Origin of the sequence: Streptomyces sp. G45 (genome assembly GCF_049542095.1) — a bacterium.
Classification (GTDB): Bacteria; Actinomycetota; Actinomycetes; order Streptomycetales; family Streptomycetaceae; genus Streptomyces.
In genome coordinates, this window is record NZ_JBMUZU010000001.1 from 1,998,519 (window position 1) to 2,019,160 (window position 20,642).

At 73.5% G+C, this 20,642-nt stretch carries 18 protein-coding genes and 1 pseudogene; 12 read left to right on the forward strand and 7 right to left on the reverse strand.

Annotation, left to right across the window (positions count from 1 at the left end):
• Positions 1 to 146 precede the first annotated feature (146 nt).
• A complete protein-coding gene (locus ACOBQU_RS08030; protein ID WP_423625294.1) occupies positions 147 to 887 on the forward strand; it encodes a 3-oxoacyl-ACP reductase family protein in 741 nt (246 codons plus the stop codon).
• A gap of 177 nt (positions 888 to 1,064) precedes the next feature.
• Here the strand turns inward: ACOBQU_RS08030 and alc are convergent, their stop codons facing one another.
• Both alc and allB read right to left on the reverse strand, forming a co-directional pair.
• Positions 1,065 to 2,180 (reverse strand): allantoicase, encoded by a 1,116-nt coding sequence (gene alc / locus ACOBQU_RS08035; RefSeq protein WP_423625296.1) that lies wholly within the window; start codon positions 2,178 to 2,180, stop codon positions 1,065 to 1,067.
• A gap of 5 nt (positions 2,181 to 2,185) precedes the next feature.
• A pseudogene (gene allB / locus ACOBQU_RS08040) lies at positions 2,186 to 3,522 on the reverse strand (allantoinase AllB).
• Positions 3,523 to 4,028: 506 nt separating this feature from the next.
• Between allB and ACOBQU_RS08045 the strand changes: the two are divergent.
• Positions 4,029 to 4,823: an IclR family transcriptional regulator gene (locus ACOBQU_RS08045; RefSeq protein WP_423625298.1), complete on the forward strand. Its 795-nt coding sequence runs from the start codon at positions 4,029 to 4,031 to the stop codon at positions 4,821 to 4,823.
• Positions 4,824 to 4,972: 149 nt separating this feature from the next.
• Here ACOBQU_RS08045 and ACOBQU_RS08050 read toward each other — a convergent pair whose 3' ends face one another.
• On the reverse strand, positions 4,973 to 5,512 hold the full coding sequence (locus ACOBQU_RS08050; protein WP_423625300.1) for a universal stress protein: 540 nt from the start codon (positions 5,510 to 5,512) through the stop codon (positions 4,973 to 4,975).
• Between the two features lie 100 nt (positions 5,513 to 5,612).
• On the opposite strand from ACOBQU_RS08050, the gene ACOBQU_RS08055 reads away from it, so the two are divergent.
• The gene (locus ACOBQU_RS08055) at positions 5,613 to 7,088 is read left to right on the forward strand and encodes a PLP-dependent aminotransferase family protein (RefSeq protein WP_423625302.1); all 1,476 of its coding nucleotides are present in this window, start codon (positions 5,613 to 5,615) and stop codon (positions 7,086 to 7,088) included.
• A gap of 225 nt (positions 7,089 to 7,313) precedes the next feature.
• Here the strand turns inward: ACOBQU_RS08055 and ACOBQU_RS08060 are convergent, their stop codons facing one another.
• The gene (locus ACOBQU_RS08060; RefSeq protein WP_423625303.1) at positions 7,314 to 7,634 is read right to left on the reverse strand and encodes a DUF5955 family protein; all 321 of its coding nucleotides are present in this window, start codon (positions 7,632 to 7,634) and stop codon (positions 7,314 to 7,316) included.
• Positions 7,635 to 7,733: 99 nt separating this feature from the next.
• Here ACOBQU_RS08060 and ACOBQU_RS08065 point away from each other — a divergent pair, with 99 nt between their 5' ends.
• Complete coding sequence (locus tag ACOBQU_RS08065; RefSeq protein ID WP_423625305.1) at positions 7,734 to 8,336, forward strand: nucleotidyltransferase family protein; 603 nt, start codon at positions 7,734 to 7,736, stop codon at positions 8,334 to 8,336.
• 294 nt (positions 8,337 to 8,630) lie between these two features.
• The gene (aceB, locus tag ACOBQU_RS08070) at positions 8,631 to 10,253 is read left to right on the forward strand and encodes a malate synthase A (RefSeq protein ID WP_423625307.1); all 1,623 of its coding nucleotides are present in this window, start codon (positions 8,631 to 8,633) and stop codon (positions 10,251 to 10,253) included.
• Positions 10,254 to 10,350: 97 nt separating this feature from the next.
• On the opposite strand, the gene ACOBQU_RS08075 is transcribed toward aceB, so the two are convergent.
• The gene (locus ACOBQU_RS08075) at positions 10,351 to 11,241 is read right to left on the reverse strand and encodes a HipA family kinase (protein ID WP_423625308.1); all 891 of its coding nucleotides are present in this window, start codon (positions 11,239 to 11,241) and stop codon (positions 10,351 to 10,353) included.
• Positions 11,242 to 11,415: 174 nt separating this feature from the next.
• Here ACOBQU_RS08075 and ACOBQU_RS08080 point away from each other — a divergent pair, with 174 nt between their 5' ends.
• The gene (locus ACOBQU_RS08080; protein ID WP_423625310.1) at positions 11,416 to 12,702 is read left to right on the forward strand and encodes a VWA domain-containing protein; all 1,287 of its coding nucleotides are present in this window, start codon (positions 11,416 to 11,418) and stop codon (positions 12,700 to 12,702) included.
• Positions 12,702 to 13,460 carry a hypothetical protein gene (locus ACOBQU_RS08085; RefSeq protein ID WP_423625312.1) on the forward strand — a complete coding sequence of 253 codons (759 nt, stop codon included), beginning with the start codon at positions 12,702 to 12,704 and terminating at the stop codon, positions 13,458 to 13,460. Before ACOBQU_RS08080 ends, ACOBQU_RS08085 begins: the two co-directional genes overlap by 1 nt.
• A gap of 110 nt (positions 13,461 to 13,570) precedes the next feature.
• Here the strand turns inward: ACOBQU_RS08085 and ACOBQU_RS08090 are convergent, their stop codons facing one another.
• Positions 13,571 to 14,203, reverse strand: coding sequence for a winged helix-turn-helix transcriptional regulator (locus ACOBQU_RS08090; RefSeq protein WP_423625314.1), 633 nt, complete (start codon positions 14,201 to 14,203; stop codon positions 13,571 to 13,573).
• 84 nt (positions 14,204 to 14,287) lie between these two features.
• Here ACOBQU_RS08090 and ACOBQU_RS08095 point away from each other — a divergent pair, with 84 nt between their 5' ends.
• Genes ACOBQU_RS08095 through ACOBQU_RS08105 form a run of 3 tightly spaced genes read left to right on the forward strand, consistent with a single transcriptional unit; the run spans position 14,288 to position 17,382 of the window.
• Positions 14,288 to 15,499, forward strand: a complete 1,212-nt coding sequence (locus ACOBQU_RS08095) for a pyridoxal phosphate-dependent aminotransferase (protein ID WP_423625315.1) — start codon at positions 14,288 to 14,290, stop codon at positions 15,497 to 15,499.
• A gap of 11 nt (positions 15,500 to 15,510) precedes the next feature.
• Positions 15,511 to 16,119 (forward strand): C39 family peptidase, encoded by a 609-nt coding sequence (locus tag ACOBQU_RS08100; RefSeq protein ID WP_423625317.1) that lies wholly within the window; start codon positions 15,511 to 15,513, stop codon positions 16,117 to 16,119.
• 48 nt (positions 16,120 to 16,167) lie between these two features.
• Positions 16,168 to 17,382 (forward strand): FAD-dependent monooxygenase, encoded by a 1,215-nt coding sequence (locus ACOBQU_RS08105; RefSeq protein ID WP_423634334.1) that lies wholly within the window; start codon positions 16,168 to 16,170, stop codon positions 17,380 to 17,382.
• 14 nt (positions 17,383 to 17,396) lie between these two features.
• On the opposite strand, the gene ACOBQU_RS08110 is transcribed toward ACOBQU_RS08105, so the two are convergent.
• A complete protein-coding gene (locus ACOBQU_RS08110) occupies positions 17,397 to 19,028 on the reverse strand; it encodes a methyltransferase domain-containing protein (RefSeq protein WP_423625318.1) in 1,632 nt (543 codons plus the stop codon).
• 158 nt (positions 19,029 to 19,186) lie between these two features.
• Between ACOBQU_RS08110 and ACOBQU_RS08115 the strand changes: the two genes are divergently transcribed.
• Together ACOBQU_RS08115 and ACOBQU_RS08120 are read left to right on the forward strand one after the other, a co-directional pair.
• On the forward strand, positions 19,187 to 19,789 hold the full coding sequence (locus ACOBQU_RS08115; protein ID WP_423625320.1) for a histidine phosphatase family protein: 603 nt from the start codon (positions 19,187 to 19,189) through the stop codon (positions 19,787 to 19,789).
• Positions 19,790 to 19,918: 129 nt separating this feature from the next.
• The gene (locus ACOBQU_RS08120) at positions 19,919 to 20,548 is read left to right on the forward strand and encodes a hypothetical protein (RefSeq protein ID WP_423625322.1); all 630 of its coding nucleotides are present in this window, start codon (positions 19,919 to 19,921) and stop codon (positions 20,546 to 20,548) included.
• Positions 20,549 to 20,642 lie beyond the last annotated feature (94 nt).

A 20,642-nucleotide genomic window follows, 5' to 3' on the forward strand; every position in this document is an offset into this window, starting at 1 on the left:
GTCCGGAACTCATCGCTCGCCGGGCGCCGGTCCGCCACGGAGCTGGGCGTCCGTTTCCCGCCAGCCCCGGGGTGCGTACGCCGCTTTGATTGAACCCGCAAGCACATGAACGCGACTGATCACCGAATGTCATGCGAGGAACCGACATGTCTTCACTCATCGGAAAGACGGCCCTGGTCACCGGCGGGAGCCGCGGCATCGGCGCCGCGACCGCGATCCGGCTCGCCCAGGAGGGCGCCGACGTGGCGATCACCTACGTACGGGGCGAGGAGGCGGCCCGCGAGGTCGTCGCCAAGATCGAGACCGCCGGGCGGCGCGGCTTCGCCGTACGGGCCGACGCCGCGGACGCCGGGGACGCGGCGGGCGCCGTGGAGCGCGCCGCGGACGACCTGGGCGGCCTGGACATCCTCGTCAACAACGCGGGCGTCGGCGTGCTCGGCCCCCTGGAGACGCTGGCCCTCGCCGACGTCGACCGGGTGCTCGACGTGAACGTCCGCGGGGTGTTCCTGGCCTCCCAGGCCGCGGCCGCGCGCATGGGGCGGGGCGGGCGGGTCATCACCATCGGCAGCTGCGTCGCCCAGCGGGTGCCGGGGCCGGGCGCGACGCTGTACGCGACCAGCAAGGCCGCGCTGATCGGGCTCACCAAGGCGCTCGCCCGGGAGCTGGGCGAGCGGGGCATCACCGCGAACGTGGTGCACCCCGGGCCCATCGACACCGACATGAACCCCGCGGACGGGCCGTTCGCCGAGTCCCAGGCCGCCGGGACGGCGGTGGGTCGCTTCGGGCAGGCCGACGAGGTGGCGTCCCTGGTGGCGTATCTGGCGGGGGACGAGGCCGGGTACGTGACGGGGGCGGAGGTGTCGGTGGACGGGGGCCACGCCGCGTAGCGGTGCCCTGCCGGGTGGCCCCAGACCCGCCCCTTCCCGAACTGGGGCTCCGCCCCGGACCCCGCTCCTCGAACGCCGGAGGGGCGAACCTGCCGCAGGGTTCCAGCCTGTCCGGCGTTCGAGGACGAGCCCCAGCAGCGACGAGCCCCCAGCAGCAGGGCATGCGCCCCGCGAGGGTCAGCCGCCCAGTTCGCGGTGGCGGGACGCCAGCGACCGCGCGCCGTCCTGCGTCAGCGCGCCGAACAGCCGCAGGCGCGAGATCCCCCCGTCGGGGAAGATGTCGACCCGCGCGTGCGTGCCGACGAGCCCCGCGTCGAAGACGAACCGGTGGTTGGTGTCCGGCTGCAGCCGGGTCCGCGGCAGCACCTCCACCCACGCCCCGCTCTCCCCGTCGCGGAGGGACACCGACGCCCACCCGGCGGCGTTGCCCTTCAGGTACGCGGTGTCGATTTCCAGGGCGCGCACCTCGGCCCGCGCGACCAGCCGGTAGCGGATCCAGTCGTGCCCCCGGTCACGCCGCCGCCGGGTCTCCCAGCCGTCGTCCATCTTCCGGGACCGGCCGGGCTGGATGGTGTTGGTGGCGGGCGAGTAGAAGCGGTCGGAGGCGTCCTCGACCCGGCCGCCGTGCTCCAGGGCGACGACGTCGAAGGTGCCGAGCGCGCTGAGCCACAGGGGGTCGGCGACGACCTCGCCGTGCACGCGCAGGCGGGCGATGCCGCCGTCGGGGTGCTGGTTGAGCCGCAGGTGGGTGAAGCGCTGGGGTACGTCGACGGCGAAGCCGTTCGCGGCGTGGCCGCCGACGGGCGTGCGCGGGACGAGGGTGGTCCACTTGACGTCGTCGGCGAGGAGTTCCCCGGGCGTCGGGGCGCCCTCGACGTTCGCGCCCTCCACGGAGACGGCCTGCGGGTAGTTGCCGCGGAAGTGGGCGGTGTCGACGACGACGCCGTGGACCACGCCGGGGGCGCCGAGGCGGATCAGGGCCCAGTCGTGGTCGTCCTCGGCGGGCCACGGCTGCTCGGCGCTGACGCCGCGGCGGCGGCGAGTCTCCCAGCCGTCCATGACCTTGCCCTTGTGGCCGAAGTGCTCGGGGTCGAACTCGGCGGCGCCCGGCAGCAGCAGGTTCTCCCGCATGGCGAAGAACTCGTCGTTGGCGGCGATGACCGCGGCGCCGAGCGCGCGGTCGGCGAGGTTGGCGTACCGGGTGAAGGGGAAGTCGGCGGTGCGGTAGTCGGCGTAGGGCTCGCCGCCGCCGTAGGGCTTCGCGTCGCCGGTGAACGAAGGTATCGCCGTCACGGTGATCAGTTCTTCCTTTCCAGGAGTCGGCCCGCGGGCGCGGTGAACTCGCCCTCGGACACAATGCGTTGGCCCCGCAGCCAGGTGGACCTGACGACGCCGCTGAGGGTTCTGCCCACGTAGGCGGTGACGTGGTTGCGGTGCTGGAGGCGGGCGGGGTCGACGGTGAAGGTGGCGTCGGGCGCGAGGACCGCGAAGTCCGCGTCGCGCCCCGCCTCGATGGCGCCCTTGTGGTCGAGTCCGACGAGGCGCGCGGTGTTGGCGGACATCCAGCGCGCGAGGTCGTCGAGGGTGTGGCCGCGCCGCCGCGCCTCGGTCCACATCGCGGAGAGGCTGAGCTGGAGCCCGGAAATGCCGCCCCAGGCGGTGGCGAAGTCGGCGGTCTTGAGGTCGGCGGTGGACGGGGAGTGGTCGGTGACGACGCAGTCGACGGTGCCGTCGGCGAGCGCCCGCCACAGCAGGTCCTGGTTGGCGGCCTCGCGGATGGGCGGGCAGCACTTGAACTCGCTGGCGCCGTCGGGGACTTCCTCGGCGGTGAGGGTGAGGTAGTGCGGGCAGGTCTCGACGGTCAGGCGCACCCCGTCGCGCTTGGCGGCGGCGATCAGCGGGAGCGCGTCGGACGACGACAGGTGCAGCACGTGCACGCGGGCGCCGATGCGCCGGGCGAGCGCGATCAGGCCCTCGATGGCGGTGTCCTCGGAGATCCGCGGCCGGGTGTCGAGGTAGTCCGCGTACCGGGGGCCGGTCCTGACGGGCGCGGCGGCCAGCTCGCGGGGGTCCTCGGCGTGCACGATGAGCAGCCCGTCGAACCCGGCGATCTCCCCCATGGCGGCGGCGAGTTGATCCTGGTTCAGCTCCGGGAACTCATCGACTCCCGAGGGCGAGAGGAAGCACTTGAAGCCGAAGACGCCCGCGTCGTGCAGCGGCTTCAGGTCCGCCGTGTTGTCGGGCAGCGCGCCGCCCCAGAAGCCGACGTCGACGTGCGCCTTGGGGCGGGCGACGTCCTGCTTGACGCGCAGGTGGTCCACGGTCGTGGTCGGCGGCAGGGAGTTGAGCGGCATGTCGACGAGCGTGGTGATGCCGCCCGCCGCGGCGGCGCGGGTGGCGGTCCAGAAGCCCTCCCACTCGGTGCGGCCGGGGTCGTTGACGTGGACGTGGGTGTCGACGAGGCCGGGCAGCAGGACGTCGTCGCCGAGGTCCTCCAGGCGGGCGCCGGGGGTACGTCGGCGTCGTACGCGTCCACCGACGCGATGATCCCGTCGCGGACGGCGACGGACGCGGCGCGCGTGCCGTCGGGGGTGACCACGCGCGTGGAGCGCAGCACCAGTTCCACGTCTTCCACGTCGGACACCGGGGCCCCTCTCTGTCGTCTCTTCGGTTCTGAGTCGTCTCTTCGGTTCTGAACCGCGGCGCCCCCGGCACCTCCCGGCACGCCTGGGCGCACCTGAGCACACCTGGACGCGCCTCACGCCGCCTCGGGCAGGCCTCGGGCGCGCCGCGGCACACCGCGGGCACGCCTGCGGACCGCGCGGGAGCCACGGGACATCGCGGGGAATCGCGGGGATCGGGCGGGCCCACGAACTTCAACGATCTGTTGAAGTCCCTGCCGAGGGAGTTTTCCCGCCGCCGCGCACTCCGTCAAGGGCCTATACGTTTCCACAAAGTGGAAAGACAATTCCACCCATCAGAACGTAGCTACGCACAACAGCGACCGTCAAGAGCGGTCGGAACCCCCGCCCGAGACCGGACAAACACCCACTGACCGGCGCCGACGCCCCGCCCGCTCCGCGTACGCCCGCGGGAGCTGCCGGTAGGCTGCATACGCCTGCCAGTTGAAAGGAACGCGCCGTGCCGACGTCAAGCGCAAGGACCCCCGACGCCGCGAAGCCCGCACCGCCCGCCGCGACCGGTGGCGTCCAGTCCCTTGAGCGCGCCTTCGACCTGCTGGAGCGCATGGCCGACGCGGGCGGCGAGGTCGGCCTCAGCGAGCTGTCCGCGAGCAGCGGCCTGCCGCTGCCGACGATCCACCGCCTGATGCGCACCCTGGTCGCCTGCGGGTACGTGCGCCAGCAGCCCAACCGCCGGTACGCGCTCGGCCCCCGTCTGATCCGCCTCGGCGAGTCCGCCTCCCGCCTGCTCGGCACCTGGGCGCGGCCCTACCTGGCGCGCCTGGTCGAGGAGACCGGCGAGACCGCCAACATGGCGCTGCTCGACGGCGACGAGGTCGTGTACGTGGCGCAGGTGCCGTCCAAGCACTCCATGCGCATGTTCACCGAAGTCGGCCGCCGGGTGCTTCCGCACTCCACGGGCGTCGGCAAGGCGCTGCTGGCCGACGCTCCGCCGGACGAGGTGCGCGCGCTGCTGGCCCGGACCGGGATGCCCGCCGCCACGGAGAAGACCATCACGACGCCGGACGGGTTCCTCGCCGCGCTCGACGAGGTGCGCAGGGCCGGGTACGCCGTGGACGACAACGAGCAGGAGATCGGCGTGCGGTGCCTGGCCGTGCCCGTGCCCGACTCGCCCACCGCGGCGGCCATCTCCATCTCCGGCCCCGCCGGGCGCGTCACCGACGAGGCGACGCGGGCGATCGTGCCGGTGCTGCAGCAGGTGGCGGCGGAGCTGTCCGAGGCCCTGTCCCACTGACGCTGGCGGGGGCGCCCTGGACCGCCCTGATCGGCGCTTCGCGCCTCGCCCTCACGCGCCGGGCGGGCTGGATCTGTCGCTTGCTCGCCGTCGTCGGCTCTCCGTGATCCGCCGCTTCGCGGCGGATGTTCCCCGCCCACCCGCCCCTTTCAGCGGCGGGATCGGGGGCCATCCGGCAGGGAAGCGAAGTCCGCCACCGTCACCCCCCGCAGCGCCCGCCGCACCCCCCGCGGCGGCGCCGGGCCCCGTACCACCAGCACCGCGCACCGAGCGCGCGCGTCGACATACCGCCGCACCCTCCCCCGCCGCGCCCGGCCGCCCGCCCCGAGCACCAGCAGGTCCCCCTCCCCGCGGGCCACACCGAGCAGCGCCCGCCCGGGCCGGTCCCGCACCACCCGCCGCTCCACGGCCACCCCCTCCGGCAGCCCCCCGAACGCCTCCTCAAAGGCCCGCTCCAGCCGCTCCCGGGCCACCCCGTACCAGTGCCGCGCCCACGCCCGGTCGGGGTGCCGCAGATACAGCCCCTCCCCCTCCGGCGGCTCCCACGCGTGCACCGCGACCAGCGGCACCCCGCGCAGCCGCGCCTCCCGCGCCCCCGCACGCAGCGCGGCGAGCCCCGCCAGGTCCCCCTCCGCCCCGCTGACGCCCACGACCACGCGCCCCGGGCCGGACACCTCCGTCATGTCCATCGCTCCGCTCCCTAGGCCAGTTCCCCGGCCAACACCACGGTTGATCGTGACTCTGTACGCTGATTGGCCTGGACGGCAGGGCCAATCGGAAGGATCTGGCATGGCTGGGGAGCACGTGGTCCACTCCGTGGACAGGCGCCTGGGCGGTACGAAGCTGGCGGGGCTCGTCACGGACACGGCGGGCGCCCGGCCCGGATACCGCGCGCTCGCGGCGGCCGTGCGCACACTGCTGCTCGACGGCCGGGTGCCGCTGCACACCCGGCTGCCCGCCGAGCGCGAACTGGCCGCGGCACTGGGTGTCAGCCGGGCCACGGTGACGGCCGCGTACGACCTGCTGCGCGACGGCGGGTACGCGCGCAGCCGCCGCGGCGCCAGCACGTGGACGGAGCTGCCGGAGGGCAGCCGCCCGACGAGCGTGGCGGCGTACGGCGTCGACGACGGCGACGAGGACGTCATCGACCTGGCGGTGGCGGCGCCCCCGGCGCCGGAGGGCGCGCTCGCCGACGCGCTCGCGGCGGCCGCCGCCGAACTGCCGCGGCACGCGCCGACGGCGGGCTACCACCCCTACGGGCTGCCCCGGTTGCGGGCGGCGGTCGCCGACCGGTACACGCGCCGTGGCCTGCCCACGCTGCCCGAGCAGATCCTCATCACCAACGGCGCGCAGCACGCCATCTCGCTGACCCTCACCCTGCTGGGCCGCCCCGGCGACCGTGTCGTGGTGGAGAACCCGTCCTACCCGAACGCCCTGGACGCGATCGTCCGGGCGGGCCTGCGGGCCGCGCCCGTGCCGGTGACCGACACGGGCTGGGACACCGCCCTGGTCGAGTCGACGCTGCGGCAGGCGGCGCCCCGCGTCGCGTACCTCGTACCGGACTTCCAGAACCCGACGGGCGCGCTGATGGAGCGCGAGCAGCGGCTGCGCGTCCTGGAGGCGGCCCGCGCCACCGGCACCTGGCTGCTGATCGACGAGACGATCGCCGACATCGCCCTGGACGTGCCCGCGCCCGCGCCGTTCGCCTCGCTCGCCCCGCACGGCGTGGCCGAACAGGTCATCACCGTGGGCTCGTTGAGCAAGTCGCACTGGGGCGGGCTGCGCATCGGCTGGGTGCGGGCGGGCTCACGCCTCGTCACGGAGCTGGCGACGGCCCGCATCACGACGGACATGGCGACGTCGGTCCTCGACCAGCTGGTCGCGCTGCGGCTGCTCGCGGGCATCGACGACGTGCTCGCCGAGCGGCTGCCCCGGCTGCGGGCCTCCCGCGACGCGCTCGCCGCCGCGCTCACCCGCGAGGTGCCCGAGTGGCGGTGGCGGCTGCCGACCGGCGGGCTCTGCCTGTGGGTGGACCTGGGCGCGCCCTACGCCTCGGCGCTGGCGGCCGCCGCGCGCGGGCACGGGGTGCGGATCGAGGGCGGGGCGCGCTTCGGCGCGGATCCCGGTACGCATGAGCACCGCCTCCGGATTCCGTACGTGCTGCCCCCGCACCGCTGCGAGGCCGCCGCCGCGCGGCTGGCGGCGGCCCTGGCCACTGGCCTGAAGGCAACGCCCCCGGCCCACGGCCGCGAGTGGGTGGCCTAGCCCGCGCCTGCGTAGGCCCCAACCCCGCCCCTTCCCGAACCAGGGGCCAGCCCCCTGGCACCCCCGAATCGGCCTGACGGCCTCGTCCTCAAACGCCGGACGGGCTGGATATAGCCCGTCCGGCGTTTGAGGACGAGCCGCGAAGCGGCAATGAAGGGGGGTGCCAGGGGGCGGAGCCCCATGGTTTCGGGAAAGGGGCGGGTCTGGGGCGCCCCCCGCGAGGGCTCAAGCCCGGCCGAACCCCTCCACAGCCCCCCGCACCCCCGCCAACGCCCCCGCCAACGCGCTCACCGACCCCATCGCCCCGGCCACCAGCAACAGCGACCGCCGCAACCGCCGCGCCTCGGGATCCCCGGCGGCAGCCATCGCCGCGAGTGCGGCTAACTCGTCCTCGGCTATGCCGCGGTCGGGGAACTCCCCTGGGTACGCGGCGAGTTCACGCCGCAGCCGCGACACCGCCGCCCGCAGCTCCGTCACCCGCGGATCCTCGTAGCCGCCCGTCACCGCGCCGTCCGTCACCGCTCTCTGCCCCACGCTCCGCAACACAGCTCTGCCCCCTCGCACCTCGTTGTGCAGCGGCCGACTCTTTCCGGCCACGCCCCGGCCGGAATAGGGTCCCCACATCCCATGCGGTAAGCAAGAGTCATGACCGAATCACTGTCACCTCCTGTCTCCGGACTGCTACTCGCCGCTGGCGGCGGGCGGCGGCTCGGCGGCTGCCCGAAGGCGCTCCTGGAGCACCGCGGCGAGCTGTTCGTGGAGCGGGCGGCACGGGCGCTGCGCGAGGGCGGCTGCACGCGGGTGCACATCGTCCTCGGCGCCACCGCCGACGTCGTACGCGAGCAGGCCACCCTGCCGGACTGCGTCCTCGTCGACAACCCCGACTGGCGTGACGGCATGGGGAGTTCCCTGCGCGTCGGCCTGAACTCGCTGGTCGGCACCGGCGCGCGCGCCGCGCTGGCCCTGCTCGTCGACCAGCCCGGCATCGGCGCCCCGGCCGTCGCCCGGCTCCTTGCCGCCTACCGCTCCCCCGCGACGCTCGCCGCCGCGTCGTACGACGGCGAGCGCGGCCACCCGGTGCTGTTCGGCGCCGACCACTGGGACGGGATCGCCGCGTCGGCGACGGGCGACCAGGGGGCCCGCGCCTATCTGCGGGAGCACGCCGCCGAGCTGGCCCTGGTGGAGTGCGGGGACGTGGCCGCGCCGTACGACATCGACACGTTCTCGGACCTGGAGGGCCTGGAGTGACACCCGAAGGGAACCCCCGCGAACGGCCCCGCAGACGGCGCCGCGGGGACCGCCCCGGGGACCGAGGCCACACGGAGTGACAGCCGTGGCACTCAGAGCCGCGTTCTGTCGACGAAGAGAATCTCGACGCCAACAATCCATTGAACTTCCACTATGAGGAAACTAGTATCCACTGATCAGAAGCGCCCGATACCTCAGACGGCGCCCGCAGCCGTGTTCCGGCACCGCGGCACTCAGTGCCGGACCGAGTGCCGCGCCGCGGGGCCGCAAGCTCGCTGAAGGAAGTGACAGCTCATGTCCGCACCAGCGCCGTCCCCGCTGGCCATCGTCGACGCCGAGCCCCTGCCCCGGCAGGAGGAGGTCCTCACCCCCGCGGCCCTCGCCTTCGTGGCCGAGCTGCACCGGCGGTTCACGCCCCGCCGCGACGAGCTCCTGGCCCGCCGCGCCGAGCGCCGCGCCGAGATCGCCCGCACCTCCACGCTGGACTTCCTGCCTCAGACCGCCGCCGTCCGCGCCGACGACTCCTGGAAGGTCGCGCCCGCCCCGGCCGCCCTGAACGACCGCCGCGTGGAGATCACCGGCCCCACCGACCGCAAGATGACCATCAACGCGCTCAACTCCGGCGCGAAGGTCTGGCTCGCCGACTTCGAGGACGCCTCCGCCCCCACCTGGGAGAACGTGATCCTCGGCCAGCTCAACCTCACCGACGCCTACGAGCGCCGCATCGACTTCACCGACGAGCGCACCGGCAAGTCGTACGCCCTCAAGGACGCCGCCGAGCTGGCCACGGTCGTCATGCGCCCGCGCGGCTGGCACCTGAATGAGCGTCACCTCACGGACGAGGACGGCCGCCCCGTCCCCGGCGCCCTCGTCGACTTCGGCCTCTACTTCTTCCACAACGCCCAGCGCCTGCTCGACCTCGGCAAGGGCCCGTACTTCTACCTCCCGAAGACCGAGTCGCACCTGGAGGCCCGCCTCTGGAACGACGTCTTCGTCTTCGCCCAGGACCACGTGGGCATCCCGCAGGGCACCATCCGCGCCACGGTCCTGATCGAGACCATCACCGCGGCGTACGAGATGGAGGAGATCCTCTACGAACTGCGCGACCACGCCTCCGGCCTCAACGCAGGGCGCTGGGACTACCTCTTCTCCATCGTCAAGAACTTCCGCGACGGCGGCCCCAAGTTCGTCCTGCCCGACCGCAACGCGGTCACGATGACGGCCCCGTTCATGCGCGCCTACACCGAACTGCTCGTGCGCACCTGCCACAAGCGCGGCGCGCACGCCATCGGCGGCATGGCCGCGTTCATCCCCTCCCGCAAGGACCCCGAGATCAACAAGGTCGCCTTCGAGAAGGTGCGGGCCGACAAGGACCGCGAGGCCGGTGACGGCTTCGACGGCTCCTGGGTCGCCCACCCCGACCTGGTCCCCATCGCCATGGAGTCCTTCGACAAGGTCCTCGGCGACCGGCCGAACCAGAAGGACCGCCTGCGCGAGGACGTGTCCGTCGCCCCCGGCGACCTCATCGCCATCGACTCCCTCGACGCGAAGCCCACGTACGACGGCCTGGTCAACGCCGTCCAGGTCGGCATCCGCTACATCGAGGCCTGGCTGCGGGGCCTCGGCGCGGTCGCCATCTTCAACCTCATGGAGGACGCGGCCACGGCGGAGATCTCGCGGTCGCAGATCTGGCAGTGGATCAACGCGGGCGTCGTCTTCGACGACGGGCGGACCGCGACGGCCGACCTCGCGCGCGAGGTCGCCGCGGCGGAGCTCGCCGCGATTCGCGGCGAGCTCGGTGAGGACGCCTTCGCCGCGGGCAAGTGGCAGGAGGCCCATGACCTGCTGCTCCAGGTCTCCCTGGACGAGGACTACGCGGACTTCCTCACGCTGCCCGCGTATGAGCGGCTGCGGTGAATTGGTGAACTAGGGCCTCATCTCGAAGCTCAGGGTGCGTCGTGGCTGGGCGCGCAGTTCCCCGCGCCCCTTCGGGGCGCTCCCTCTGGCCCGGTGCCTAATGTGTGCCGCCGTGGAGGTTGGGGACCTTCTTCAGCCAGGCGGGGCGGCCCGCCTCGGTGGCCTGGGCGCGGAGCGCGGCCTCGGCCGCCAGTTCCGCCCGGGACGGGAAGTCCGTGGGGAGCCAGGCGGCGGAGGCGCGGGCACGGGCCGCCAGGTGCGTGACGTACGCCTCGCGCAGGGCGTCCGGCGTCGGGAAGCCCGGCTCGTCGGCCAGCCACACGTCGGGGATCTCGGCCGTGATCTCGCGCAGCAGGTCCTTGGTCACCAGCGGGGCCAGCTCCGCGTCGGCCTTCTTGACGTCGGGGCCGTAGCGGCCGAGGGCGTGCTGGCGGAAGTCGTAGGCCTTCTCGGCGGTGGCGAGGACCGTCGAGGCGTCCCAGCGGTGGTGGAAGACGAGGGCCGCGCCGTGGTCGATGAGCCACAGGCTCGGCTCGCGCACCCCGAACGTGGGCCAGACCATCAGGTTCGAGCTGTGCACCGTGCGGTCGACGTTCGCGGTGAGCGCGTCGAGCCAGACGACCCGGCCCGCCTCGAGCGGGTCCACGTCCAGGTCCGTGTCGGGTGTGAAGTCGGCCGCGCCCGGCAGGTAGTCCATGCCCAGGTTGAGGCCCGCGCTGCGGTCGAGGAGGTCGCGCACCTCCTGGTGCGGCTCGTGCGCGCCGAGGGCGGGGTCGAAGCGGGCGAGGACCAGCTCCGGCACACGCAGGCCAAGGCGGCGGGCCAGTTCGCCGACGACGATCTCGGCGACCAGCGCCTTGCGGCCCTGCGCGGAGCCGGTGAACTTCAGGACGTACGTCCCGAGGTCGTCGGCCTCGACGACTCCGGGCACGGAGCCGCCCGCCCGCAGGGGTTCCAGATACCGGACAGCCGTCACTTCTCGCAGCACACCCGTCACCCTAACCGGACGGCGCAAACGGTTTTCCCGAGCGCGTACCGAGTCGTCCCCGGGCGCGTACCGGGTCGGTTCCCGGGCGCGTACCGGATGGGTTCCTGGCCGGTTCCCGAGCCCGGGCCCGCGCTCGTTTTGGAGCCGCCGGACCTTGATCCATAAGATCCGCTGATGATCATTGGAAAACGGTTCGCGACGGGGCTCTGCGCCCTGGTCGCGACCCTGAGCATGGGGCTCGCGCCCTCGGCGGCGTACGCGGCCGACGAACCCGACGACTCCGAGGGCGGCCCGAAGCCCAAGGTCGAGCTGGTGCTCGACGTGAGCGGCTCGATGCGGGCCCGGGACATCGACGGCAAGAGCCGGATGGCGGCGGCGAAGCAGGCGTTCAACGAGGTGATCGACGCCACCCCGAAGGACGTCGAGCTGGGCATCCGCACCCTCGGCGCGAACTACCGCGGCGACGACCGCAGGACCGGCTGCAAGGACACCGAGCAGCTCTACCCGGTGGGCCCGCTGGACCGCCGGGACGCCAAGACGGCGGTGGCCATCCTGTCGCCCACCGGCTGGACGCCGATCGGCCCGGCGCTGCTGAAGGCCGCCGACGACCTGAAGGGCGGCGAGGGCTCGCGCCGCATCGTCCTCATCAGCGACGGCGAGGACACCTGCCAGCCCCTTGACCCGTGCGAGGTGGCGCGGGAGATCGCCGCCAAGGGCATCAACCTCACCGTCGACACCCTCGGCCTGGTCCCCAACACCAAGATGCGCGCCCAGCTGAGCTGCATCGCCGAGGCCACCGGCGGCACCTACACGTCCATCCGGCACACCGACGAACTCACCGACCGTGTGGGCCAGTTGGTGGACCGCGCGGCCGACCCGGTGGTCAACCCGGTGGCCGTCGACGGCGCCGAGAGCTGCGCCGCCGCCCCGGAGCTGAAGCCGGGCCTGTACAGCGACCGCGCGCGGTTCGGCGAGCACCGCTGGTACCGCGTGGACGTCGCGCCCGGGCAGGAGCTGCGCGCCTCGGTGAGCATCGCCGCCGACCGGGCCGTGCGCGACGACTACGGCGTGCTGCTGCGGGCCGTGACGAAGCACCAGCGGGAGATCGTGCGCGGCTCGGAGGCGGGCGACGGCCGCACCGACGTCATCTCGGCGGGCCTGCGCTACCCGAAGCCGGAGCGCGACGACGACGAGGCCGACGAGAAGGAGACCGTCTGCCTCCAGGTGTCGCACTCCTACGCGCCCGCCGACGGCACCGCCGCGGCCAAGGGCAAGCCGGGCCTGCCCGTCGAGCTGGCCGTCGACGTCGTGGACGCCCCGGACGACGCCTCCGACGTGGCGGCGTTCGGCCTGGGCCGCGGCTGGTGGCTGCTCGGCGCCCTGGTGCTCACCGGCTTCGTGGGCGGTGTGCTGTGGGGCTGGCTCTCGCGCTGGCGGATCGCGGTCTGGAGGACAAACTGATGCGGACGACAAGGCTGTTGGCAGCCGTGGGCCTGGCCGGTCTGGCGGCGCTGCTCGCTCCCGGCGCGGCGCTCGCCGCCTCCGGAGACGACGACAAGCCCACCGACGCGGGCACCTCCTTCCGTACGGCCACGAAGATCGCGCAGGGCCACACGGCCACGGCGAACGCCTCGACCGGTGACTACCTGTACTGGTCGTTCCCGGCGGACGCCGGTCAGCGCCCCACGGTCAAGGCGACCGTGAAGCTGCCGAAGGCGGCGCCGTCCAGCGCGCGCTGGCGGATCGACGTGTACGACGGCCTGCGGCGCCGCCAGTCCTGCATGTACGGCATGCAGGCGCGCACCGCGCCGCAGGGCGCCGGGTCGGTGGAGCTGGCCTGTGTGCTGCGCACGGTCCGGGCCTGGTCGGAGCCGTGGGCGAACGACCCGCTGCCGGGCACGTACTACGTGCGCCTGACGGCGACCGGTCTGAAGACCGCCGACCTGGGCCAGCCGGTCACCGCCGAGGTCGAGGCCACGTCGAAGGACATCGGCGGCGCGGCGGCCGTGGACGGCACCCTGGGCGCGCCCCTGGTGCCGGGCGGCACGACCACCGAGGCCGAGCCGGAGGACGGCTGGTCGTCGGGCTGGTGGACGAGCCGCTGGATCTGGACGGGCGTGGGCGGCGCCCTGGCCGCCCTGGCAGGCGTGGGCGGCTACACGCTGACAAGAAGAAGCCCGTCCGGCGCCCGAGGGATTTCAAGCCCGTCCGGCGTTTGAGGACGAGGCGCGAAGCGCCAATGAAGGCGGGGGTGCCAGGGGGCGGCAGCCCCCTGGTTCCGGTGAAGGGGCGGGCCTGGGGCGCCCCGCGAGGGCCCCGGTCCCGCCCCTCACCCCGCCCGCAACGCCTTGGCCAACGCGCCCTCCCCGCTCACGGCGATCCGCCCGCCCCGCACCCCGTCGGAGACGCTGAGCACCCCCCGCCCCACCTCCACGGCGGTCCCCGCGTCCAGCACCATCCGCGCGTCCGCCGCCTCCGGCGCGGGCCCGTCCCCGTACGACACGTCCCCGCCCCGCACCCGCACGTGGAACTCCCCCTCCTCGAGCCGCACGTCGAGCACCCCCTCCTCGGCGCCGACGGCGTCGAGCAGCGGCAGCGCGAACCAGTGCGCGCGCACGGCGTCCGTGGGGCGCCGCTCGGCCAGGTCCGGCGCGCCCCACGCGGCGAGCGCCCGCAGGACGGGCAGCAACTCCCGCCCCCGGTCGGTGAGTTCGTAGACGTACGCGGAGGCGGGCGGCGGCAGCTTGCGCCGCGTGGTGAGCCCGGCCTGCTCCATGTCCTTCAGGCGGGAGGCGAGCACGTCCGTGCTCACGCCCGGCAGGTCGGCGTGCAGATCGGTGTAGCGGCGCGGCCCGACGAGCAGCTCCCGGACGATCAGCAGGGTCCAGCGGTCCCCGACGGCGTCGAGGGCGCGGGCGGCGGCACAGAACTGGTCGTAGCTACGGCGCGGTCGATATGGCATGCGTCGCAGTCTAGACAAGTTGTTGGACTTTCCAAGCTCCAGCTTGGTAAAACCAAGGAACGCACGCCACGGGAGGCACACCGCATGGAGTTCCGGCAGTCCAGCAAGCTCAGCGAGGTCTGTTACGAGATCCGGGGCCCGGTCATCGAGCACGCCAACGCCCTGGAGGAGGCGGGCCACAGCGTGCTGCGCCTGAACACGGGCAACCCCGCGCTCTTCGGCTTCGAGGCGCCCGAGGAGATCGTCCAGGACATGATCCGGATGCTGCCCCGGGCGCACGGGTACACGGACTCGCGCGGCGTCCTGTCCGCGCGGCGCGCGGTGGTGCAGCGCTACCAGGCGCTCGGCGTCGACGACATCGGCGTGGACGACGTCTTCCTCGGCAACGGCGTGTCCGAGCTGGTCACCATGGCCGTGCAGGCGCTCCTCGAAGACGGCGACGAAGTCCTCATCCCCGCCCCGGACTTCCCCCTGTGGACGGCCGTGACCACCCTCTCCGGAGGCAAGGCCGTGCACTACCTGTGCGACGAGCAGGCCGACTGGTACCCGGACCTCGACGACCTGGCGTCGAAGATCACCGACCGCACCAAGGCCCTGGTCATCATCAACCCGAACAACCCGACGGGCGCGGTCTACCCCCGCGAGGTCCTGGAGGGCATGCTCGACCTGGCCCGCCGCCACGGCCTGATGGTCTTCGCCGACGAGATCTACGACCAGATCCTGTACGACGATGCGGTGCACCACAGCGTCGCCGCCCTCGCCCCCGACCTGGTGGTCCTCACCTTCTGCGGCCTGTCCAAGACCTACCGCGTGGCGGGCTTCCGCTCCGGCTGGCTCCTGGTCAGCGGGCCCAAGCAGCACGCGAAGGACTATCTGGAGGGCCTGACGACGCTGGCCTCCATGCGGCTGTGCGCCAACGCGCCCGCCCAGTACGCGATCCAGGCCGCGCTCGGCGGCCGCCAGTCCATCCACGAGCTGACCGCGCCCGGCGGCCGCCTGCGCGAGCAGCGCGACCGCGCCTGGCAGAAGCTCAACGAGATCCCCGGCGTGTCCTGCGTCAAGCCCCAGGGCGCCCTGTACGCGTTCGCGCGCCTGGACCCGCAGGTGCACCCCGTCCACGACGACGAGAAGTTCGTCCTCGACCTGCTGCTCCAGGAGAAGATCCAGGTCGTCCAGGGCACCGGCTTCAACTGGCCGCGCCCCGACCACTTCCGGATCCTGACGCTCCCGTACGCTGACGACCTCGACGCGGCGATCAGCCGCATCGGCCGCTTCCTGAGCGGCTACCGCCAGTAGGAGGCGAGCGCATGGCCCTCTGCCCGACGTGCCGGGTTCCCGTTCTGACCCAGTTCGCCTCGCCCGACCTGGTGGCGAGGATCGTGTACGAGGGCCACGACCGGGCCGACGACCCGGCCTGGCGCACGTCGGGCGCCGCCACCGTCGACGACTACGCGCGCTGGTGCGGCCACCTGTGCGGGCTCACCTGTCTGCGGATGGCGCTCGGCCCTCACGCGCCCTCGCTGTTCGAACTGCGCGACGGCGCCCTGAAGTACGGGGCGTACACCGAGGACGCGGACGGCGAGATCCACGGCCTGGTCTACGCCCCCTTCGCTCAGTACGTGCGCGAGGCACATGGCCGCGAGGCCACCGTCCACCGGCACCTGGACCTCGACGAGATCGGCGGACTCCTCGACGACGGGCGGACGGTCATCGCGTCCGTGCACTTCGAGATCCGCCGCCCGAAGCGGCCCGCGCCCGGCCGGGGCGGGCACCTGGTGCTGGTCACGGCGCGCACGGCGGACGGGGGCCTGCACTTCCACAACCCGTCGGGCATCGACGCGCCCACGCGCGCGGCGGCGCTCCCGCTCGCCGAGTTCGAGCCGTTCTTCGCCGGGCGCGGTGTGTCCCTGCGCTGACGCTCGGTCATGACAGGACGTCACTCGCCCTGCCAGGATGGCGCGATGATGCATTCGGGCAGGGTGGCCGTCGTCGGCGGCAGCGTCGCGGGGTGCGCGGCGGCGCTCGCGGCGCACCGGGGCGGCGCGGACGAGATCACGGTGTACGAGCGGGCGGCGGGCCGCCTCGCGGACCGGGGCGTCGGCCTCGCCGTGCACAACTCCCGTTACGCGGAACTGGAGTCGGCGGGCTATCTGGACGCCGACATGCCCTGGGTCCAGCTGGTCAGACGGCGCTGGTACGTGCGCGACGACGCGGCGCCGGACGCGCGCGGGCACGAGATCGGGGTGCTGCCCTTCCCGTTCCGCACCTACAACTGGGGCCCGCTGTGGAGCGAGTTGCGGCGCCGGGTGCCGGAGACGGTGGACTTCCGCACCGGCGTCACGGTGTCCGGGGTGCGGCCCTGTCCGGGCGGCGCGGCGGTGGAGACGGACGACGGCACCGAGCGGTTCGACGTGGTCGTCGGCGCCGACGGCTACCGCTCGGTGGTGCGCGAGGCCGCCTACCCGGGCCTCGCCGCGCGGTACGCGGGCTATCTGGCGTGGCGCGGCGCCTACCCCGAGCAGCGCCTGGCCGACCCGGAGCTGTGGTCGGCGGAGGACTGCGTGTACGCGGTCTTCGCGGGCGGCCACGCGATCATCTACCGCATCCCCGACGGCACCGGCGGCCACCGCGTCAACTGGGTGCTGTACACGGCCCCGCCCCCGGAGCTGTCCGCGGAGCTGGGCTTCGCCACGCCGACGAGCCTGCCGCCGGGCGGCCTCACGGACGCGCTCAGCGCCCATCTGGCGTACGTGGCCGAGGAGTTGCTGCCGCCGTACTGGGGCGAAGTGGTGCGGCGGACCACGCCGGAGGAGCTGTTCCTCCAGCCGATGTACGACTTCACGGCGCCGCGCTACGCGCAGGGCCGGGTGCTGCTCGCGGGCGACGCGGCGACGGTGGCGCGCCCGCACACGGGCGCGGGCGCGGTGAAGGCGCTCCAGGACGCGACGGTCCTGGAGTCGGCCATCACCACGGCCACGACCTGGCCCGACGCCCTGGAGTCGTACGACGTGGACCGTGCCGTCGCGGGCCGCACGATCGTCGACCTGGGGCGCCGCCTGGGGCGCGCCCTGGTCCAGGAGACCCCCGACTGGCGGTCCCTGGACCAGGCGTCCCTGGAGGCGTGGTGGAAGCAGGCGGACGGCACGGGCGCGTTCGGCGGGGGTCGGCTCGGCCGCTAGCCCGCCGCCAGGTGTCAGCTCCCGGACCCTCTCCCCTCGTACCGGTAGTGGAAGATCCCCCAGGTCAGATGGCCGTCGCGGCCGCCGTCGACCCAGCGGGTGAGGCCCGCCTTCATCGCCGTGAGGTAGGCCTCGCTGACCTCGTCGGCGAGGCCTCGCGCCTCCTGGCGCTCGGTCTCCTCGCGGACGCGCGCGTAGTGCGTGACCAGGTGCTCGCGGTGCTCCTCGAAGCCGTCGGTGACGGGGGTGAAGCCGAGCCGGGCGAGTTCGCGGGCGTAGAAGCCGGGCGAGCCCATGGCGTCGAGGTGGATGCGGTCCAGGATGGGCCGCAGCACGTCGGCGGGACAGCCGTCGGTGGCCATGGGGTCGGTGAAGACGAGGTGCCCGCCGGGCCGCAGCACCCGGGCCGCCTCCTCCAGGACGCGGGTGCGGCTGCCGCTGTGCAGGAAGGCGTCCTGCGACCAGATGACGTCGACCTGGTCGTCGGGGTACGGGATGTCCTCGAAGGAGCCGTCGACGACCTCGATGCGGTCGCTGAGCCCCCGGGCGGCGTTGAGCGCGCGGTGGCGGCGGTTCTCGACCTCGCTGAGGTTGAGGGCGAGGACGCGGCAGCCGTAGGTCTCGGCGAGGAACCGGGCGGAGCCGCCGTAGCCGGAGCCCAGGTCGAGGACCAGGGACTCCGGGGTGAGGCCTAGCTTGGCCGCCATGTGCCGGACGGTGCGGCGGCTGGCCTCGGCGATGGGTTCGCGGGGGTCCTCGTACAGGCCGATGTGGATGTCCTCGCCGCCCCACACGCGGGCGTAGAAGGTGTCGGCGTCGGAGGAGTTGTAGTAGTCGCGGGCGACGGTGGCGGCCCCGGAGTAGGGGGCGTCGGCGCCGAGGGCGCCCTCGCGGCGGTAGGCCTTCTCGGCGACGTGCACGAAGAAGTCGGGCTGCTCTCCCCGGTAGGTGTGCTGGAAGTCGCCGTATGTCTCGATGTGCTGGAAGCCCACCTCGGCCATGAGGCGGCGGGTGTAGTCCTTGCGCAGCGGATACATGTTGAGGTGGTAGACCGAGTCGTCCGGGAAGTGGTAGCGCATCCGGACCAGGCCGTCGTCGACGTACTCGGGCTCCACGCTGACGTCTTCCCCGCAGTAGTAGTACTTGTGTCTGCTGGTGTAGCCGTCGTCGAGGATCGCGTCGTAGTTGCGCTGGTCGAGGACGAGGACGCCGTCGTGCTTGAGCATCCCGTAGAACTCGGCGAGCGCCCTGCGGCGGTCGCGCTCCGAGAAGATGTGGGTGAAGGAGTTGCCGAGGCAGACGACGGCGTCGAACTCGCCGTGCACGTCGCGGTTGAGCCAGCGCCAGTCCGCGTGCACGACGCGCAGCACGTGGTCGCCCTTCTTCATGCCGTTCTCGAAGGCGACGGCCAGCATCTCGGCGCTGCCGTCCGCGCTGGTGGTGTCGAACCCGGCGGCCAGCAGCCGCACGGAGTGGAAGCCGGTGCCGGTCGCGACGTCCAGGACGCTCTTGACGCCGCGCCGTCGGAGCAGGTCGATGAAGAAGTCGCCCTCGCTCTCCGCGCGCTTCTCCCAGTCGATCAGGGCGTCCCACTTCTCGACGAAGCTGGGCACGTATTCCTCGGTGTAGTGGCCGGTTTCTCGCACGTCAACAGGGTTGTCGCCGAACTCCTGAGCCGGATGCACGATGCATACCCTTCGATTGCCATGGGGGAAGGCTTGCAAGCATCGCTATCCCAGGCGGACGGCCCCATGCCTATGTACTTCGTATACATGGGCGGAACCGGCGTGCGAAGATCGCGATCATGGGTGATCTTCTTCTGGTCCGGCACGGCGAGACCGAGTGGGCCCTAACGGGCCAGCACACCAGCTTCACCGAGATCCCGCTCACGGAGCACGGCCGTGAGCAGGCCCGTTCGCTCGGCCCGCTGCTCGGCCGGTACCGGGTGGACGCCGTCTTCAGCAGCCCCCGCGAGCGGGCGCGCGAGACGGCGGCGCTCGCCGGGTTCCCCCACGCCCGCGTGGACGAGGACCTGACCGAGTGGGACTACGGGGCGTACGAGGGCGTGACCACGGTGGAGATCCACCGGGACCGCCCCGACTGGTTCCTGTTCAGGGACGGCGTCGCCCCCGGGCCGCCCGAGCACCCCGGCGAGTCCCCGGAGCAGGTCGGCGCCCGCGCCGACCGGATGCTGGCCAAGGTCGACGCGGCCCTGGCCAACACCGAGGGCAGCGTCCTCCTCTTCGCCCACGGCCACTTCCTCCGCGTCCTCGCCGCCCGGCGCCTGGGCCTTCCCCCGTCCGCGGGCGCCCTCTTCCAACTGGCCACGGGCACGGTCAGCAGACTCAGCGTGGAGCACGGCCACCCGGTGGTGGCGACGTGGAACCTCCACCCGCCCGGCGCGTGAGGACGAGCCGCGCAGCGGCAAGGAAGGCGGGGGTGCCGGGGGCGGCAGCCCCCTGGTTCCGGTGAAGGGGCGGGCCTGGGGTCCACCCGGCAGGGCCCGACTGTCAGTGGCACGCGGCACCATGGCCCCATGCCCAAGCCAACGGCAGCGCAGCGACGCATCATCGAGGCCGCGGACCCGGCCACGGGCCGCCTGACGGGCCCGGAGACCCAGCTCACCGCCCTGGCACGCCAGCGCCTCGCCTTCCGCCACCCCCGCCCGCCCCACGCCTACTTCCTCACCCCCGCGGGCCACCGCGTCCGCGAGACGCCCCCCACCGCCCCACCTCAGACGGCCCCGGCCGAGCCCACGCCGGGCGTCTTCACGGCCCGCACGGGCACCGAGCGGCCCCCCGCCGGGGAGGACCCGGCGCAGCGCTCCCGCGAGGTGCGGGCCGCCTGGCAGGGCCTGCTGGAGATACGCCGCATGACCAACCCGGGCGCCGCCCGGGACAGGCCTTGCCCCTGGGAGCGCACGCACCAGGCGCAGGCGGTGGCGATAGCCCTGGAGGCCGCGGGCCGCACCCCCGCGAGCCCCGGCGCCGCGGGCTACCGGGTCACGGCCACGGCCCAGTTGGACGCGGTGGCGGTGCACGAGCCGACCCCGGAGGGCGTCCGGGCCTGCGGCGCGGTCCTGGAGCGCGCGGGCTGGCAGATCAGCGAGCACGGCGACACCCGCTCCGGTCAGCGCTACGTGCTGGCCTCACCGAAGCGGCTCTGAGACGACGGGCGGAACCCGGCGCGGGCGGGGGCGAGCGAGGAGATTCGGGGACCCGGCACGGAGCGAGGCGGGCGAGGATGATCCGGGGACCCGG

Excerpts from the sequence above, each read along its gene's own strand:
- ACOBQU_RS08030 (WP_423625294.1), top strand. The coding sequence starts at position 147 with ATGTCTTCACTCATCGGAAAGACGGCCCTGGTCACCGGCGGGAGCCGC.
- ACOBQU_RS08050 (WP_423625300.1), bottom strand. The coding sequence starts at position 5,512 with ATGGACATGACGGAGGTGTCCGGCCCGGGGCGCGTGGTCGTGGGCGTC.
- ACOBQU_RS08055 (WP_423625302.1), top strand. The coding sequence starts at position 5,613 with ATGGCTGGGGAGCACGTGGTCCACTCCGTGGACAGGCGCCTGGGCGGT.
- ACOBQU_RS08065 (WP_423625305.1), top strand. The coding sequence starts at position 7,734 with ATGACCGAATCACTGTCACCTCCTGTCTCCGGACTGCTACTCGCCGCT.
- aceB (WP_423625307.1), top strand. The coding sequence starts at position 8,631 with ATGTCCGCACCAGCGCCGTCCCCGCTGGCCATCGTCGACGCCGAGCCC.
- ACOBQU_RS08080 (WP_423625310.1), top strand. The coding sequence starts at position 11,416 with ATGATCATTGGAAAACGGTTCGCGACGGGGCTCTGCGCCCTGGTCGCG.
- ACOBQU_RS08085 (WP_423625312.1), top strand. The coding sequence starts at position 12,702 with ATGCGGACGACAAGGCTGTTGGCAGCCGTGGGCCTGGCCGGTCTGGCG.
- ACOBQU_RS08090 (WP_423625314.1), bottom strand. The coding sequence starts at position 14,203 with ATGCCATATCGACCGCGCCGTAGCTACGACCAGTTCTGTGCCGCCGCC.
- ACOBQU_RS08095 (WP_423625315.1), top strand. The coding sequence starts at position 14,288 with ATGGAGTTCCGGCAGTCCAGCAAGCTCAGCGAGGTCTGTTACGAGATC.
- ACOBQU_RS08100 (WP_423625317.1), top strand. The coding sequence starts at position 15,511 with ATGGCCCTCTGCCCGACGTGCCGGGTTCCCGTTCTGACCCAGTTCGCC.
- ACOBQU_RS08105 (WP_423634334.1), top strand. The coding sequence starts at position 16,168 with ATGCATTCGGGCAGGGTGGCCGTCGTCGGCGGCAGCGTCGCGGGGTGC.
- ACOBQU_RS08115 (WP_423625320.1), top strand. The coding sequence starts at position 19,187 with ATGGGTGATCTTCTTCTGGTCCGGCACGGCGAGACCGAGTGGGCCCTA.
- ACOBQU_RS08120 (WP_423625322.1), top strand. The coding sequence starts at position 19,919 with ATGCCCAAGCCAACGGCAGCGCAGCGACGCATCATCGAGGCCGCGGAC.